The sequence below is a fragment of the Mesorhizobium sp. M7A.F.Ca.CA.001.04.2.1 genome (assembly GCF_003998485.1).
Lineage (GTDB): Bacteria > Pseudomonadota > Alphaproteobacteria > Rhizobiales > Rhizobiaceae > Mesorhizobium > Mesorhizobium ciceri.
This window is the reverse complement of record NZ_RZQT01000017.1, coordinates 60,535-77,803: the sequence shown is the minus strand read 5'-3', so window position 1 is coordinate 77,803 and position 17,269 is coordinate 60,535. Positions and strand designations below refer to the sequence as shown.

General features: G+C 63.2%; 15 protein-coding genes and 1 pseudogene. 5 read left to right on the top strand and 11 right to left on the bottom strand.

Going from position 1 to position 17,269, the window contains the following annotated elements:
• Positions 1 to 1,116: pseudogene (locus EN955_RS08325) on the top strand (hypothetical protein); the annotation flags it as partial.
• Between the two features lie 2 nt (positions 1,117 to 1,118).
• Here the strand turns inward: EN955_RS08325 and EN955_RS08320 are convergent.
• A complete protein-coding gene (locus EN955_RS08320) occupies positions 1,119 to 1,832 on the bottom strand; it encodes a transcriptional regulator NanR (protein WP_013533062.1) in 714 nt (237 codons plus the stop codon).
• A gap of 174 nt (positions 1,833 to 2,006) precedes the next feature.
• Here EN955_RS08320 and oiaX point away from each other — a divergent pair, with 174 nt between their 5' ends.
• The 4 genes from oiaX (at position 2,007) to dhaL (ending at position 6,402) form a co-directional block, all read left to right on the top strand.
• Entirely contained in the window at positions 2,007 to 3,257 is a 1,251-nt protein-coding gene (gene oiaX / locus EN955_RS08315) for a 3-oxo-isoapionate-4-phosphate decarboxylase OiaX (RefSeq protein WP_013533063.1), read from the top strand.
• A gap of 4 nt (positions 3,258 to 3,261) precedes the next feature.
• The gene (locus tag EN955_RS08310) at positions 3,262 to 4,596 is read left to right on the top strand and encodes a four-carbon acid sugar kinase family protein (protein ID WP_024502454.1); all 1,335 of its coding nucleotides are present in this window, start codon (positions 3,262 to 3,264) and stop codon (positions 4,594 to 4,596) included.
• A 130-nt stretch (positions 4,597 to 4,726) separates the two neighbouring features.
• Positions 4,727 to 5,734, top strand: coding sequence for a dihydroxyacetone kinase subunit DhaK (locus EN955_RS08305; RefSeq protein ID WP_024502453.1), 1,008 nt, complete (start codon positions 4,727 to 4,729; stop codon positions 5,732 to 5,734).
• Positions 5,735 to 5,760: 26 nt separating this feature from the next.
• Positions 5,761 to 6,402 (top strand): dihydroxyacetone kinase subunit DhaL, encoded by a 642-nt coding sequence (gene dhaL, locus EN955_RS08300; RefSeq protein WP_024502452.1) that lies wholly within the window; start codon positions 5,761 to 5,763, stop codon positions 6,400 to 6,402.
• Between the two features lie 24 nt (positions 6,403 to 6,426).
• Here dhaL and EN955_RS08295 read toward each other — a convergent pair whose 3' ends face one another.
• The 10 genes from EN955_RS08295 to EN955_RS08250 all read right to left on the bottom strand — a co-directional run bounded on the left by EN955_RS08295 (position 6,427) and on the right by EN955_RS08250 (position 17,268).
• Positions 6,427 to 6,864: an RpiB/LacA/LacB family sugar-phosphate isomerase gene (locus EN955_RS08295; protein ID WP_024502451.1), complete on the bottom strand. Its 438-nt coding sequence runs from the start codon at positions 6,862 to 6,864 to the stop codon at positions 6,427 to 6,429.
• A 95-nt stretch (positions 6,865 to 6,959) separates the two neighbouring features.
• Entirely contained in the window at positions 6,960 to 7,727 is a 768-nt protein-coding gene (locus tag EN955_RS08290) for a triose-phosphate isomerase (protein WP_024502450.1), read from the bottom strand.
• 57 nt (positions 7,728 to 7,784) lie between these two features.
• Positions 7,785 to 8,723, bottom strand: a complete 939-nt coding sequence (locus EN955_RS08285) for a TIM barrel protein (RefSeq protein ID WP_024502449.1) — start codon at positions 8,721 to 8,723, stop codon at positions 7,785 to 7,787.
• Complete coding sequence (locus EN955_RS08280) at positions 8,723 to 10,240, bottom strand: glycerol-3-phosphate dehydrogenase (protein WP_024502448.1); 1,518 nt, start codon at positions 10,238 to 10,240, stop codon at positions 8,723 to 8,725. The genes EN955_RS08285 and EN955_RS08280 overlap by 1 nt, the downstream gene beginning before the upstream one ends.
• Positions 10,237 to 11,796 (bottom strand): FGGY-family carbohydrate kinase, encoded by a 1,560-nt coding sequence (locus tag EN955_RS08275; RefSeq protein ID WP_024502447.1) that lies wholly within the window; start codon positions 11,794 to 11,796, stop codon positions 10,237 to 10,239. Before EN955_RS08275 ends, EN955_RS08280 begins: the two co-directional genes overlap by 4 nt.
• Before the next feature lie 96 nt (positions 11,797 to 11,892).
• Positions 11,893 to 12,840, bottom strand: coding sequence for a D-ribose ABC transporter substrate-binding protein (locus EN955_RS08270; protein WP_023756738.1), 948 nt, complete (start codon positions 12,838 to 12,840; stop codon positions 11,893 to 11,895).
• A 32-nt stretch (positions 12,841 to 12,872) separates the two neighbouring features.
• On the bottom strand, positions 12,873 to 14,003 hold the full coding sequence (locus EN955_RS08265) for an ABC transporter permease (RefSeq protein ID WP_024502446.1): 1,131 nt from the start codon (positions 14,001 to 14,003) through the stop codon (positions 12,873 to 12,875).
• A 26-nt stretch (positions 14,004 to 14,029) separates the two neighbouring features.
• Positions 14,030 to 15,571 carry a sugar ABC transporter ATP-binding protein gene (locus tag EN955_RS08260; protein ID WP_013533074.1) on the bottom strand — a complete coding sequence of 514 codons (1,542 nt, stop codon included), beginning with the start codon at positions 15,569 to 15,571 and terminating at the stop codon, positions 14,030 to 14,032.
• Positions 15,568 to 16,224, bottom strand: a complete 657-nt coding sequence (locus tag EN955_RS08255) for a DUF2291 domain-containing protein (RefSeq protein ID WP_024502445.1) — start codon at positions 16,222 to 16,224, stop codon at positions 15,568 to 15,570. The genes EN955_RS08260 and EN955_RS08255 overlap by 4 nt, the downstream gene beginning before the upstream one ends.
• Positions 16,225 to 16,257: 33 nt before the next feature.
• Entirely contained in the window at positions 16,258 to 17,268 is a 1,011-nt protein-coding gene (locus tag EN955_RS08250) for a sugar-binding transcriptional regulator (protein WP_024502444.1), read from the bottom strand.
• Position 17,269: the final 1 nt, after the last annotated feature.

Here is a 17,269-nt window from a genome sequence, read left to right as displayed (position 1 = left end):
GCAACCACCGAGCCGGTTCGTGTCGAGCTCGGCGAGGCTGGGCAGAAGCTGCCGGATATCGGCGTGATCATCTATCCGGATGAGGTCGAGGCAGCGCTCGCAAACCTTCCGACATTGGCGGAACTCGGCCCACAGCAACTGATCCTCCACTACGATCCGACGCGCGGCCACGGGCTGGCCGCGTTGCAATCCTTTGCAAAACTTGCCGCCGCCTATCCAGCCGGCACCACACTCGAATGCGTTGTTGACGGCGCGGGCGATCTCAATGCCGAGCTGTCAGCCGTCGCGGCCCTGGTGTGTCAGGCCGGGCTAAAACTCTCGGCCATTGCCGTGTCGCCGTCGGTCGATCGGCAGTCGACGCCGCCGGGCAGCGCGTGGCCGGAATGCCCGCCGCTCGACGACATTTATGCCGCAGCGCGGCGGGCATTCCCCGATATCCGCCTCGGCGGCGGCATGTTCAGCTATTTCACCGAACTCAACCGCAAGCGCGTGCCGGCAGACCAGCTCGATTTCGTCACCCACTGCACTTGCCCGATCGTGCATGCCGCCGACGATCTCAGCATCATGCAGTCGCTGGAGGCGCTGCCTTTCATCACCCAATCGGCACGGGCGATCTTCGGGGCAAAGCCCTACCGGATCGGACCGTCGACGATTGCCATGCGCCAGAACCCTTATGGCGGAGCGACCAAACCCAATCCCGGGGGACAGCGCATTGCCATGGCCGACAGCGATCCGCGCCATGCCGGCCAGTTCGCGGCGGCTTGGACGATCGGCTATGCCGCGCGCGTCGCAGCCGCTGGGCTGGAACAGCTCACGCTCTCCAGCTTCACCGGACCGTTCGGCGTGCTGGCGTCATCCGGAGAACCCGTCGCGGAAGGATCGCCCCGGCCGCTCTTCAGAGCCATCAAGGGGCTTTGCGAACTGGCCGGCCTTGCGCATGTGGCGGCAGGGACGAGCGATGAGACCAAGGTGCTGGCGCTGGCTGGACGCTCGGCCTCGGGCGACACTGTCGTGTGGCTGGCGAACCTGACGGCGGACGACGTGCAGGTCGACATTTCAGCTTTTGGCCGAAGCCATCTCGTGATGACGCCTTACGAGATCGTCCGGATCGACTGACGTCATTTTTCGGAGTTCATCACGTAGAGCGCGCGCGAGCGCTCTAGATGCTTGATCATCGCCTTCTCGGCGCCGTCCGCATCCTTCAGTTCAATGCGGCCTATGATCTCTTCGTGCTCGGTGAGCGTGAACTTTTCCTTGCCGGTCCAGATCAGCATTTCGGTGTGGTATTCCTTCAGCCAGCCGAGCATCGCCTCGCTGACGGCGACATAGATCGGGTTGCCGGAGATCGCGGCGATCTGTGTATGGAACTTCATGTCGGCGGAGATGAAGGCTTCGGAAGCGCCGCGAAAGCCGCGCTGTTCGGCAACGGTGGCCCGCAGCCGCAGCACATCCTCGGCGGTGGCCTTTTCGGCGGCTTCCCTGACCATACCACGCTCGAAGAAGATGCGCGCGGTCTTCAGGTGCTCCAGCGTGTCTTTCGATGACGACAGGATGATCTTGGCGGCGCCGTCGACCTGCTTGATGATCGACTTGGCGGTGAGTTGCAGCACCTTGGCGCGTTCGCCATGCGAGATCGCAACCAGCCCCATATTGCTCAGCGCCTGCATCGCCTCGCGGATCGCGGGGCGGCCGACCTCGAAGCGCTCCATCAGCTCGCGCTCCGAGGGCATGTCGTCGCCTGGCATCAGCTCGCCGCTGGTGATCAGCCGCTTCAGCCGCAAGAAGACCTCATCGGAAAGCTTGCGCCGGACAATCGGTTCCGAACGGTTCATCGCCGCGAATCACTCCCTTGACCCGGCCCTATCTAACACTGCCGCCACAATTCCCGGAATTGCCGTCTGTCGATCCCGCTGCCGGATATGACTTGCAATACTTATGTACTCATTATACCAGATTTGAAACACCAGTGAACCTTTTTCGAACGCCTCGGCTTGAGACAGCGGACCATGATCACCCTCACCTACCGCATCGAAACGCCTGGAAGCATCGAAGCGCTGGCGGCCAAGATCGCCAGCGATCAGTCGACCGGCACCTTCGTAGCGCTGCCCGGCGAGACCGAGGAACTGAAGGCCCGGGTGGCGGCACGTGTGCTGGCGATTCGGCCTCTGCCCGATGCCGAGCGGCCGTCGCTTCCCAATGACGGTAAGGGGCCGTTCAGGCGCGCCGATGTCGACATCGCCTTTCCGTTCGATGCCATCGGCACCGACCTTTCGGCGCTGATGACGATTGCCATCGGCGGCACCTATTCGATCAAGGGCCTTACCGGGATTCGCGTCGTCGACATGAAATTGCCGGAGGAGTATCGCGGGGCACATCCCGGCCCACAGTTCGGTGTCGCCGGCAGCCGCCGGCTGACCAATGTGACTGACCGCCCGATCATCGGCACGATCGTCAAGCCGGCGCTAGGATTGCGGCCGCACGAGACGGCGGCAATGGTGGCGGAACTGATCGCCGCCGGCGTCGACTTCATCAAGGATGACGAGAAGCTGATGAGCCCGGCCTATTCGCCCCTGTCGGAACGGGTGAAGGCAATCATGCCGCTGATCCTCGATCACGAGCAGAAGACCGGCAAGAAGGTGATGTATGCCTTCGGCATTTCGCACGCCGATCCGGACGAGATGATGCGCAACCACGATCTGGTGGCGAAGGCCGGCGGCAATTGTGCTGTTATCAACATCAATTCGATCGGCTTTGGCGGCATGGCATTCCTGAGAAAACGCTCCGGCCTGGTGCTGCATGCTCATCGCAACGGCTGGGACATCCTCACCCGTCACCCCGGCCTCGGCATGGACTTCAAGGTCTGGCAGCAATTCTGGCGGCTGCTCGGCGTCGACCAGTTCCAGATCAACGGCATCGCCTCGAAATACTGGGAGCCGGATGACTCTTTCGTCGAATCCTTCAAGGCGGTGACGACGCCGATCTTTTCGCCTGGGGACTGCGCATTACCGGTGGCAGGTTCCGGCCAGTGGGGCGGTCAGGCGCCCGAGACATATGCACGGACCGGCCGGACCGTGGATCTTCTCTATCTCTGCGGCGGCGGCATCGTCAGCCATCCGGACGGACCGGGCGCCGGCGTACGTGCCGTGCAGCAAGCCTGGCAAGCGGCGGTCGACGGCATTCCGCTGGCCGACTTCGCCTTGAACCATCCCGAACTGGCGCGGTCGATCGAAAAATTCGGCGACGGCAAGGCAGCCTGAGACGATGCAGGACCTGCTTCTCAGCTATTATGGCGACGACCTGACCGGCTCGACCGATGTCATGGAGGCGCTCGAGCTCGGTGGCGTGCCGACCGTGCTGTTCATGCGCCAGCCGGACGCGGCCCTGCTGTCCCGGTTTGGCCATTGCCGGGCGATAGGGCTGGCCGGCACCAGCCGCAGTGAGACGCCGCAATGGATGGACACGCATCTGCGCGATGCCTTCGCCTGGCTGAAGACGCTTAACGCCGAGATTTGCCACTACAAGGTCTGCTCGACCTTCGATTCCAGCCCGACGATCGGCAGCATCGGCCGAGCCATCGAGGTCGGCCGCTCGGTGTTCGCGCAGGATAGTGTGCCGCTGCTGGTCGGCGTGCCGCAGCTCAAGCGCTATACCGCTTTCGGCCATCTGTTCGCGGCCTATCGCGACCAATATTTCCGCATTGATCGCCACCCGGTGATGAGCCGTCACCCGACGACGCCGATGGATGAGTCCGATCTGCTGATCCATCTGTCGCGGCAGACGGCGCTGAGCTCCGGGCTGGTCGATCTTGCGACGCTGCAGTCGGCATCGCGGTCGGCGGCGTTCGATCGCCTGACCGGAAACGGCACCGCCATCGTGCTTGTCGATGTCGACAGTCTGGAGACGCAGGTTTTGGCCGGCAAGGAACTGTGGCGCGTTCGCAAGCCCGGCGGTTCTTTTGTCGTCGGCTCGTCCGGTGTCGAATATGCGCTGCTGGCCGAATGGACGTCGAATGGCGTCGTCAGCGCTGGGCCAGGCTTCACATCGCCGGGCGCTGCCGAGCGGATAGCCGTCGTGTCGGGCAGTTGCTCGCCGACCACCGAACGGCAGATCCGGCATGCCCTGACCGACGGTTTCGACGGCATCGAGGTCGATCCGGTCGAACTGGTTTCGGAGGCCTCGCAGCAGGCGATCACGCGCGCAACGGCAAGCGGCCGTGCCAGTCTGCAAGCCGGGCGCAGCGTCATCCTCTACACCGCGCTTGGCCCCACTGCCGACAGGGGCGCCGAAATCGACCGGGAGGAAGGCGCCCGCCACAGGCTTGGCCGCGGCCTCGGAGAAATCCTTCGCAACCTGACGGTGGAACAGAGCCTGCGTCGCGTGGTCATTGCAGGCGGCGACACGTCGAGCCACGCACTCGGCGAGATGGGTTTCGATGCCCTGACAATTCGCATGCCGCTGCCCGCTTCGCCGGGTTCCCCGCTTTGCGTTGCCCACTCGCGCGTCAAGGCGATCGACGGACTGGAGGTCGCGCTCAAGGGCGGCCAGGTCGGGACCGATCGCTATTTCTCAGCCATCCGCGACGGCCTCGGCGGTTGAAACAGCCAGCGCCTGCGTCCAGGTGTTGGCCGGTGGGAACATCTCAGCGCCCGAAATACGCCTTGCCGGGTGGAAATCCCGGTAACACCCGGTATTATCTGCGAAAATGCCGAAGTCGGGAGGATGCCGGGTGCAGACCAAGAAGATCATCAACGATGGCAACCGCGCCGTCGACGAGATGCTGGAAGGCATCCTGGCAGCGCATCCCCGCCATCTCAAAAGCGTGGAGGGTAGCCCACGCTCCATCGTCGCCCGCGACGGGCCGCGCCAGGGCAAGGTGGGCCTCGTCATTGGCGGCGGCTCGGGCCATGAGCCAAGCTTTCTCGGCTTCGTCGGCAAGGGATTGGCCGACGCGGCGGCCATCGGAAATGTCTTTGCCTCGCCACCGCCGGACCCGATCCTCGAATGCGCCAAGGCGGTCAGCGGCGGCGCCGGCGTGCTGTTCATGTACGGCAATTATGCCGGCGACGTGATGAATTTCGACATGGCGGCCGAGATGGCGGCGATGGACGACATCGAGGTGCGCACGGTGCTGAGCACCGACGACGTTGCCTCGGCACCGCGCGACCAGCGGCACAAGAGGCGCGGTGTCGCCGGCAATTTCTTCATCTTCAAGGCGGCCGGCGCCGCCTGCGACCGGATGTTGTCGTTCGACGAATGCGAGCGCATCGCCGGCAAGGCCAACGACCACACCTTCACCATGGGCGTGGCGCTGTCGCCCTGTTCGCTGCCGCAGACCCGCCGGCCGAATTTCGAGATCGGGCCGGACGAGATGGAGATCGGCATGGGCATCCACGGCGAGCCCGGCATCGCACGCGAAAAGTTGAAAACAGCCGATGAGATCACCAACGAGATGCTGGACAGGATCCTCGACGAGATGGCGCCGGCGCGCGGCGACAAGGTCGCGGTGCTCGTCAATTCGCTGGGCTCAACGCCGCTGATGGAACTCTACATCATGAACCGGCGCGTGAAGCAGAGGCTCGATGAGATCGGTGTGTCCATCCACGCAAGCTGGGTCGGCAATTACTGCACCTCGCTCGAAATGGCCGGGGCCTCGATCACGCTGCATCGGCTGGACGGCGAGTTGCAGACGATGCTGGACCACCCCTGCGACTGCGCCATGTTTCGCGCCGGCTAAACCCACTCTGTGGCAAGGACTAAGACATGACGACAATCGATACTGCCCGCCTTGTCACGATGTTCGCAGCGATCGCAAACTCCATGTCAGCAGACAGGGACAGGCTGTGCGCGCTTGACGGGGTTATCGGTGACGCCGACCACGGCATCGCGATGGAGCTTGGATTTTTCGCTGCGCGCGATGCGGTGGCCGGACTGGACACCGCGGCGACCGATCCGACCACCTTGCTGAACACGGCGGCAAAGTCGTTCCTGAATGCGGTCGGCGCCTCCTCCGGTCCGCTCTATGCGACCGCGCTCATGCGCGCCGCGGCAGCCGTCAAGGGCAAGACGGCGCTCGACGACGCGGATGTGGTCGCCCTGTTCCAGGCCATGGCCAAGGGCATTCAGGATCGCGGCAAGGCAGAGCTTGGCGAAAAGACGATGATCGATGCATGGGCGCCGGCGGGGCAAGCGGCGGGCGAAGCGCTGGCCTCAGGCAAGGATCTGGCCGCCAGTCTCAAGGCCGCCGCCCAGGCGGCAGAGACAGGCGCGGAAGCGACCAAAGCGATGGTGGCCACCAAGGGCCGGGCATCACGCCTCGGCGAACGTTCGCTTGGCCATATGGATCCGGGCGCTGCGTCCGCCGTCACCGTGATCGAGGCGATGCGGACCGCCTTGACCGACTGATCATCAGCGGACTTGCCGCGTCTTTCAGCGCTTGGCGTCGAGCTTGTCGACGGCCTGCACGTTCGCGGCAGATGGGCCATTCGGATCAAACTCGGAGGCAAGCCATGCGTCGGCGATCGATTTCGCCAGTTCGGGACCGATGACGCGGGCGCCCATGGTGATGATCTGGGCGTTGTTGGACTTGGCGGCGCGCTCCGCGGAATAGGTATCGTGGGTCAACGCGGCGCGAATGCCCGGCACCTTGTTGGCAGAGATGCTGACGCCGATGCCGGTGCCACAAAACAGGATGGCCCGGTCGTAGTTGCCGTCGAGAATTTCGTGGCCGACCGAGGCGGCGATATCGGCGTAGAAGCCGGCCTGGCTCAGGTCGACGACCTGCAACTCCGGCTTGGTGGCGAGATGCTTGGCGATGACATCGAGCAGCGGCTTGCCGGCGCTGTCGGCTCCGAGTGCGATCTTCATGATGATGAACTCCTTTGCTTTTGTCTCTGTCTCTTTGATTTGACGCAATTCCGGACGGAAAACCGCTTCACACTTTCCCGGAATTGCTCGCGCGGTTAGCGCGCGATGGCGGCCGACGCCTTTTTCAGAATGTCGATATAGCCTTCCGCTTGCCACGCCGAGCGGCCGATGAACAGGCCATCAATATGCGGCTGGCCGATAAGTTCGGCCGCGTTGCCGGGGTTGACGCTGCCGCCGTAAAGCACAGGCGGGGCAGCCGGCAGCCGGTCAGCGGCTACCTGCTTGATCAGCGCTTGCTGCTTGTCGGCATAGTCGGCGCTTGCGGGAATGCCCTTCTCCCCGATCGCCCAGACAGGCTCGTAGGCAAAGAGGATTTCCGCCTTCGGTTGATCGCCGCTCAGCTCCTGCAGCGCACCGAGAACCTGTGCCGTCAGCACCGCCTCGGCGCGGCCTGATTCACGCTCGTCCAGCGTCTCGCCGACGCAGATCAGTGGCACAAAACCGTGCCTGACAGCAGCCGCCGTTTTCAGTCCGACAGTCGCATCCGTCTCGCCGAAATGCTCGCGGCGCTCGCTATGGCCGAGTTCGATTACATCCAGCCCGCAGTCTTTCAACATCACTGGCGAAATCTCTCCCGTCCAGGCACCGGCATCGGCCCAATGAATGTTCTGGGCACCTACCTTCACGCGGGTGTTGGCCAGTGCCGCCTTGACCTGGCGCGCGGCGGTGAACGGCGGAATGACGAAAGGCTGTATCGCCTGATCGAAACCAGGCACGAAGGCGGCCAACGCATCGGCGAACAGCAACGCCTCGGCAAGCGTCTTGTTCATCTTCCAGCTCGTGCCGACCCAATATGGGGCCATTGTTTTTCTCCTTCGATACTTTTGCGGCCGAAGCCGGCTTCCGGGCGACGTATTCGCTCAAGTCCGAGGCTTGAGACTGTCGCGGCCACTGTCGACGTAAGGCACCCAGAAATCCACCGACTCGCGGATCATCTCGATAACCTGATGGTCGACTGGTTCCCTCTCCCTGAAGGAAAGTTCAAGGCAAATTTCATTGTCGGTTCCACCACCCTGCCGAACCGCGTCCAGCAACTTCTGCGGCACTATGCGGCCATCCTTGTTGTAGGCGGCCGTGAACGGCCAATGGCCGCCCTTGTTCATGGAAGACTGCTTGATATGGATGATCGGAGATTGCAATGGAAACGCTTTCGCCCAGGCGTAGGGATCGGTGTCGGCAGGGTTGGGTGAGGTCACGTCGCCATGGTCGATATCGACCATCATCTTCATCGGTATGGGCAGCTTCGCTGCGTCGATGGCGCCTTGCAGCGTGACGCAGCTTTCGATCGTGTGGCCGAACTCGCGGCCGACCGACATCGGCTCCCAGAACAGGTATGTCAGCCCCGCCGCCCTGGCGTGTTCGGCAACCTCGCGCCAGCATTCGAGCGCGATATCGAGAAGTGCTGCCCGCCGTTGCGGATCGTCAAAGTCCTTGTAGGTGAAGATGGCGAACTGCGTGCCCATGCCTGGCGCGCCGAGTTCGGCGGAAATGTCGGCGAAGGTCTTGAACCAGTCGACATAGTAGCGCCGGACGTCGGCGTCCGGGTGGCCGAAATGGTTGAGCCGGCCATAAGGTCCGGTCATGCCGGAGGTGATCCTGACACCGGTCCGCGAAAGCGCGCTGTTGAACAGGCGCAGGAATTTGGCAATCGTGGCCGCCGGCCAGCCCGGATTGACGAATTCATGCGTCAACTGCACGTCGCGAATGCCGATGCCATAAGCAATCGCGTCGATCAAATCGTCTGGATCGGCGAAGCGATTGACCAGAGGATTGGTGTTGAGGGAAAGCGTGAAGGCCATCAGTCCGCCGTCGCCATGATGTTACCGAACCAATCTTCGAATGCTTTCCGCTCGGCCGCATTGATATGCAGGCCATGCTTTGTGCGGCGTTCCAGTATATCGGCTGATGTGCCAGCCCATTCGGTCTCGACCAGGAACTTTGCCTCCCGTTCATACAGATCGGGACCGAAGCGTCGGCCGAGATCAGCCTCGCTTTGCGCGCCGGCGAGCAATTGCCTGGCGCGGGTGCCGTAGCTTCGAGCGTAGTGCTTCACCAACGACGGGCTGAGCCATGGAAATTCGACATGCAGATCGCTCAGAAACTGCTCGAAGTCCGCATTGGGCAGGTCGCCCCCCGGCAAGGGAATTTTGGCCGTCCAGGCTTTCTTCATCGTCGGAAAGAATGGCTGGATCTTTTCCAGCGCGTGTTCCGACAGCTTGCGGAAGGTGGTGATCTTGCCGCCGAACACCGAAAGCAGCGGTGCGTTGCCGTTGGAGGCGTCGAGTTCGAAAATATAGTCGCGCGTCACCGCGCTTGGATTGTCGGCATTGTCGTCATAGAGCGGACGCACACCGGAGAAGCTGTAGACCACGTCCTGTGGCGTCAGCTGCCGCTTGAAATAGCGATTGACCACCTTGATCAGGTAGTCGACTTCGCTGGCCTCGGCGACCACTTCCTCGGGCCTGCCTTCGTAGGGAATGTCGGTCGTGCCGATCAGCGCCAGATCGTTCTCGTACGGGTTGACGAAGATCACCCGCTTGTCGTTGTTCTGGATGAGATAGGCCTGCCGCCCCTCCCAGAATTTGGGCACGACGATATGGCTGCCTTTTACAAGCCGGACATTGCGCGTCGAATTCTGCCCGGCGACGCGGCTGACAATGTCGTTGACCCAGGGACCTGCTGCGTTGATCAGAGCGCGCGCGCGGACTTTCGTGACGGCGCCCGTGCGACCATCCTGCATATCGATCGACCACAGTCCGCCTTCACGGCGCGCCGCGACACAGGCGGTGCGCGTGAGCACTCTGGCGCCTCGCTGCCTTGCATCGAGCGCATTGAGCAGCACCAGGCGCGCATCGTCGACCCAGCAGTCGGAATATTCGAAACCGCGCTTGAATTCGTCCTTGATCGGCGCGCCTTCAGGCGAGGTCCTCAGGTTCAGCGTTCTTGTCCCAGGCAGCCGTTTGCGGCCGCCAAGGTGGTCGTAGAGAAACAGCCCGAGCCGGACCAGCCATGCCGGCCTATCCTGCGGGCTGTGCGGTAGAACGAAGCGCATCGGCCAGATGATATGCGGCGCCGCCTCGAGCAGCACCTCGCGTTCGATCAGCGCTTCGCGAACCAGCCTGAATTCATAATATTCGAGGTAGCGCAGGCCGCCATGCACCAGCTTGCCGGAACGCGAACTGGTGCCTTGCGCGAGATCGTCTTTTTCGCACAGGATGACGGACAGGCCACGACCTGCAGCATCACGCGCTATGCCGGCTCCATTGACGCCGCCGCCGATCACGAAGAGATCGACGACATCTGTTGTATTGCTCAAGATCTTGCTCCTGTGCGGTGCGCCATGCCCTTCCACACCGGCCGAAGCGCCTGGCGCGCCGCAACGAAGGAAGGGAAGAGCGCATCGTATGTTTGCGAAAGCGCCTCGTCATAGGCATCGCAGTCGCCGAGAAGCGGCGTCACCCATTCGGCGGCGCAGTCTTCCATGGAGCCGTAGACGCCGAGCCCGACCGCGGCCATCATCGCGGCACCCGCCGCGCCGGCTTCCTGGCGGCTGCTGGTGCGCACCTGCGCCCTTGTCGCCGCCGCGATGATGCGACGTAGAGACGGACTGCGCGCTGCGCCGCCCGACAGGCGGATCTCACTCGGCACGGCGCCCATCGCCTGGTAGCAATCGCGAGCGGCGAAGGCCAACCCCTCGAGCACGCCGCGTGCCAGATCGCCAAAGCCATGCTTGACCGAAAGGCCGATGAAGCCGGCGCGTGCGTCAGGGTCGACGAACGGCCCTCTTTCGCCGGCTAGCGATATGTAAGGCTGGTAGATCAGCGATCCCGGCTCCGATGCTTCCATCCAAGCGTCGAGCGCCTTCAGCAACTCGTCATGAGAAGGTTTGCCGCCAGCCGTGGCGAGCACGTCGCGCGCAAGGCCAAGCACCCAGTCTATGTTGAGCGTCGCCGCCATGTTGGATTGCAATTGTGCAAAGGCGCCCGGAATAGGCATGGCGATCGTGTAGCCGGAGCCATCGTCGTTCAGCACGACATCGTCGGGAGTGGCTGCGAAGCGCGTGTGTATGCCGGTCGAGCCGATGACCGTGCAGCCGACATTGCCCGAGGGATCATAGAGGCCGGCTCCGAGCGCCGTCATGACCATGTCGACGTAGCCCAGCACCACCGGCGTGCCTTCGAGCAGGCCGGTCTCCGCCGCCGCCGATCGCGATAGCGGATGATGGTCGGTGGTGCCTTCGAGCATGGGAGGCAACAGGCGGCGATGCGTCGTCAGATCCAGGATGTCGAGGGCTTCGTCGGAATAGGTGCGCGACCGAAAATCGCCGAAGGTGAAGGTTCCCTCGGAGGGATCGGTGGCGCGTTCGCCCGTCATCTTGAAGTAGAGCCAATCCTTGCAATGCAGTGCGGTGGCCGCCCGCTCCAGCATGTCGGGATGGTTCTTTTTCATGAAGGCAAGCTGGGCGCCTTGCTGGCAGGAATTCAGCCCCGTGCCGGTCAGTTCGAACCGCCTGCGATCCCGGGGATCGGCGCGCATCTCGTCCACCAAACGTCCGGCGCGGGCATCGAGCCACAGCCAGGCGCGCGAGACAGGCATGCCGTCGCTATCGATCAGCCAGGTTCCGTCGCCTTGCCCGGTGATGGCCACCGCCGCGGTTCGTTGCGCGAGGTCGGGAATCTTGGCCGCGAGATCGCGAACGGTCCGTACCATGTCGCGCCAGGTCTGGTCGAGGTCCTGCTCGGCGCCGCCGCCTTCCAGCGTGACGAAGCTATTGGGCACCGACGTCATGGCGAGCTGCCGCCCGGACAGATCGAAAGCGATCGATTTGATCACCGACGTTCCCGCGTCGATGCCGATCAGCAGGTCTTTCATGCCGCAAATTCCGATTGGTTGCGAAGGCAGTTCACGAGGGCAGTCATTTCGTAGAAGAGGCAGGGGGTGTCCGCAAGGACACCCCCTGTGCAGGTATTACTCAGACAGCACGAAGGGTGCGGTGTACTTGTCGACATTGTCCTTGGTGATGAGAAGGCAATCGAACAGCTGCTTCTCGGTCGCCGCACCGGTGGCACCCGTCTTGATAAACGAGTCCGCCTGCTGCACGGCCTTGGCCGAGAAGATGGCGACCGGCTGCAGCACGGTGTACTGCAGTTCACCGGACTTGATCGCCGCAACCGCGTCCGGGGAGCCGTCGAAGCCACCGACCTTGATGCCGGCGAGCTTGCCAGCTTCCTTCAGCGCCGCAACCGCGCCGAGAGCCATTTCGTCATTGCCGCTGATCACGGCGATGATGTCGGGATTGGCTTGCAGCATGCTCTGCATCTTGTCGTGGCCCTGGGTACGATCCCAGTTGGCGACCTGCGAAGCAGCCTTTTCGAGATCCGGGTACTGGCTCAGCACAGTCGCGTAACCGTTCGAGCGCGTGGCGGCATTGTTGTCCGACGGGGCGCCGAGCAGTTCGACATATTTGCCCTTTTCACCGACGGCCTGCACCCACTGCTGGGCACCGAGAGCAGCGCCCTGCGCGTTGTTGGAAACGAGCTGCCCCTTGGCGAGGCCTTCCTGGTTGATCTCGGCATTGACGAGGAACACCGGGATGTTGGCTGCAATCGCCTTCTTCACCGCACCGACAGAGCCGTCGGCGTTGGCCGGATCGAGAATGATCGCCACCGACTTGTTGGTGATGGCGGTGTCGATCAAATTGCTTTCGGTATTGGTATCGCCCTTGTGGGCGCCGACATTGGCCGTATAGCCAAGCTTCTCGGCCTCGGCCTTGGCGACGTTGCCCTCGGTCAGCCAGTAGGGATTGGCCGGATCGTTGACGATGATCGAGATCAGGCCCGCGGCTGACGCGGCGGCCGTGAACCCAACGACCATCGCGGCCGCGAGCAGACTTTTCAGCATGGTTTTCATGTACATTCCTCCAATGATTACGCGGTGTTGCTGCCAGTTCACCTGGCAGTCTTCCCTTGGGCAGGATTGGCCGGTTCGGCCTTCCCCCGTTTCTGAGAAGTCGGTTGGCCACCTGTCGCGCTTGGGAGCTTGCTGCGGCGGCGATACTGAACGGCATTGAGGAGCACGGCGAGCACGATGACCGCGCCGGTGAACACTGTCTGCCAGTAGGATGAGATGCCGATGATCACCAGACCGTCGGACAGGAAGCCGATGACGAAGGCCCCGAGCAGGGTTCCGCGGATGTTGCCGCGGCCGCCGGTCAGTGCCGCGCCGCCGATGACGACGGCCGCAATGGCCGTCAGTTCGTAGGTGGTGCCGGCGGTCGGTCCAGCCGATGTCAACTGCGAGGATAGGATCAGGCCGGCAATGGCGGCGCAGATGCCCGACAGCACATAGACGGAAATCTGCACTGTTTTGACCGGAACGCCGGAGAGTTCGGCCGCGCGTTCATTGCCGCCCGAGGCGTAGAGCCAGCGCCCGAAAGCGGTGCGGTTCAGGACGATGCTGCCAATGAGCGCGATGACCACGAGAACCACGACGCCCGTCGGCACGCCGAACAAGCGGTTGAAGCCAAGCGCATCGAAGCCGGTGTTTCCGAGCTCCGGCTTGCCGCCGAGATTGTTGTAGGTCAGGCCGCTGGTCATCAGCAACGCCAGGCCGCGCGCCATGTACATGACGCCGAGGGTCGCGACGAAAGCTGGAACCTTGAAGCGCGCGATGAGCACGCCGTTGATCAGCCCGACGACGGCGCCCAGCATGCAGGCCAGCACCGCGACCACCCACACCGGCGGATAGAGAACGACGCCCAGCCAGTTCAGCGTCACCCCTTGCATCAGGAAGCCGGCAACGACGCCGGCCAAGCCCAGCGTCGACCCCACCGACAGATCGATGCCGCCATTGAGGATGACAAGCAGCATGCCGATCGCGAGGATGCCGAAGATGGCGACATGCGAGGCCATGGTCAGGAAATTCGCCACCGAGAGATAGTAGGGCGACAGGATCGAAAAGACGACGATGATGACGATCAGCGCAAAGAAGGCCCGGCCCTCGAGCAGCAGCTTGGCGAGATCGAAGCTTTCGCTCGCGCTTGGACTGGACTGTTTTCTGGCCTGGCTGACATCGGTCATGGTGTGGGCTCCGAAATTCCTGGTGATCAAGCGACTACGGCTTCGCCCGAGGCGGCCATGATCTGCTCTTTGGTGGCATTGGCGCCGAATTCGGCTGAAATCCTGCCGCGGCGCATGACGACGATGCGGTGGGCAATGCTGAGGCATTCGTTGACCTCAGAGGTCGAGAAGACGACGGCAAGGCCCTGCGCAGCGCGTTCGCTCAGCAAGCGGAAGACTTCGGCCTTGGCGCCGACATCGATGCCGCGGCTCGGCTCGTCGAGAAGGATAACCTTGGGGTTGGTCGTCAGCATCTTGCCGATGACGACCTTCTGCTGATTGCCGCCCGACAGCGATCCGATCATGGCATTGCCGCCAGCGGTCTTGACGGTCACCTTGCGGATCGAGTCTTCGACCAGCTCTCGCTCTCTGGAACGAGACAGAAACAGGCCCCTGGCGAACGCTTCGATGCTGGCGAGCGAAAGATTACGACCGACGGTCATCGTCTGCACCAGCCCGTCGCGCTGCCGGTCCTCGGGGACCAGCACAAGCCCTCTGGAGATACGCTGGGCAATGCTCAGCCCCGAGACGTCCTCGCCTTCCAGCAGCGCCCGCCCGCCCGCCATCGGCACTCGTCCGGCGACGGCCTCCAGCAATTCCGTGCGCCCGGCACCCATCAGCCCGTAGATGCAGACGATCTCGCCTGCTCGCACGTCCAGCGACAGGTGATCGACGACGGAATAACCTGAGCCCGAAGTGTCGACGACGCTGACATCCTCGATCGATAGGGCGACTTCGCCGAATTCATGGCCGGTCGGCGGCGAGCCGAGATCGAAATTCTCGCCGACCATGTTGCGCACGATCCATTCGAGATCGATATCCCGGGCTTCGGCCGTCGCGGTAATCGCGCCATCGCGCAGGACAACGGCATAGTCGGTGATCTGCAGCGCCTCTTCGAGGTGATGCGATATGTAGACGATGGAGACGCCGCGGCTGGTCAGATCGCGGATCACCTTGAACAGAACTTCCACCTCGGTTGCGCTGAGCGCGGAGGTCGGCTCGTCCATGATGAGGATGCGCGAATCGACCGACAGTGCCCGGGCGATCTCGACGATCTGCTGTTGGCCGAGGCGCAGATCCTCGACCAGGGTCATCGGATCGATGTCCTCTTCGAGATCAGCCATCAGAGCGCGCGCCTGGCGTTGCTCCTCGGCGAAGTCGAGGCCGGTCCTGGTGCGCAGTTCGCGGCCCATGAAGATGTTGTCGCGAACGCTGAGGTTGGGCGCCAGGCTGAGTTCCTGGTGGATGATCGAGATGCCGCGATCGCGCGCGTCCGAGGACGAAGAAAAGCTGACGAGATTGCCGTCGAGCACGATGTCGCCGGATGTCGGCGTGACCACGCCGGAGAGGATCTTCATCAGCGTCGACTTGCCGGCGCCATTCTCTCCGAACAGCGTGGTGACCTTGCCGCGATGGATATCGAAATTGACGCCCTTGAGCGCATGGACGCCGCCATACGACATGACGATGTTGCGCGCCGAAAGCACGGCGTCGCCAGTCGCGGGTCCGGTGTCGGCAGCCGGTTTCATTTGACGTCCAGCCTCACGGGGGTGACGAGCCAGCTCTTCGGGTTGACCAGCTTGAATGCGCCGACCACCGATATGGTCTTGCCGGTCAAGGTGCTCGTATCGACCTTGGCCAGGACTTCCTTCTTCATCTCATTGTTCAGCGCCGAACCGGCGTCCTGGTACTCGATCTGGTTGGTGAACTGGCCGAATGTGATCTTGCCCGTGGCGTCACGCAGTTCCGTCCCGTTGATCGCCGGTCCCGTCTGCACGCGGATCATCAACGTATCTGGCACGCCGTCGACGGCGACCTTGTAGATGCCAGATTTTCCTTCGCCGACGACGCCGGTGAACTTGACTGAAATGACCGGTCCGACGCCCGCAGGCACACCGTATTCCTTTTCCGCCGTTGCCCTGTCCTTGGCAATCGCCGTCGCCACCGTCACCGCGTCGGCGGCGCGTGCCTCGACATCGGCCTGCACCTTGGGAAATTCCGACTTGCCGTAGTCAGCGGCGGAAAAGACGGCGCTGCGAACGTCGCCTGCCGACCCTATCCTGACCACCTTGGTATCGAGCGCCATGGCGCCGAGCAGGACGACAACCGCGGCGCCGGCAAGTGCCCGACGCAGGGCGGGCGAGGCAGGCCTGGTCGATGCGGTGGCGGCTTTCGCGCTCATGACGCAACCGCCAGCAAGGCTGATCCGCGCTTGTCACGCATTTGGCGATCCTCCGTTCATATGGCGCTTCGCGCCATTGGGTTTTTTCTGTTCGACAAGGGCACGAGCGGTGGACTCGTCGGTGATTAGGCCGCTGAGATAGCGGCTTTCGAGCACCGCTTTGATGGCGCGTATTTTCACTTTGCCTCCGGCGACGGCGACGATCCGGCGGCCCTTCAACTGGTCCCGCGGGAGTGCCAGGATTCTGTCCGACAGCGCCGTTTCCACTGGGCGTCCCTGGTCGTCGAAGAAGTGGGCGAGCAGCTCGCCGACGCCGCCATCGCGTTTGACCTCATCGATTTCGGAATGTTCGATCATGCCGGTGGCGACCAGCGAAGCTTCCCGCTCGGCGGTCCCTATGCCGACGAACATCAGGTCGGACCGGCTTGCGAGGTCGAAGACATCGCTGATGCCGCGCTGCCCAAGCAGCACCTCACGGTCCTCCGCGGTGTTGGCGACAAAAGGCACCGGCATCACATAGGCCTGCGCGCCGGTCCGCTCGGCCAGCCGATGCATGACGTCGTGCGGGTTGGCCGCGAACTTGCGCGTCACACCGCCAAGCAGCGAGACGAAACGGATATGGGCGGCGGCGGTGCGCGTCAGATACTCGACGCTTGCGGCAAGGGTACGGCCGTGGCCGACGCCGATCAGCATGTCCTCGCCGCGATCGATCTCCCGCTTCAGAAACTGAGCGCCGGCGATGCCAAGCGCCTTCAGTGGCAGCTCGTCCTGATCGAGATCCGGAACGACCTCGCAGTAATCGAGCCCGTAAGCATTGATCAGCTGCTGCTCGAGGTCGATGCATTCGCCGACGTCGCCGTCGATGATCACCCTGACCAGGCCATCCTGGGTGGCCCGCGTGATGAGCCGATGCGCCTTGAGGCTGGTCAGGCCGAGCCGCTTGGCCACCTGGGCCTGCGTCAGACCCCCGGCATAGTGAAGCCAGGCCGCGCGGGTGGCGAGGCTGGACTCATGATCGCGGTTAGCGGTTCCGCCGGATTTCAAG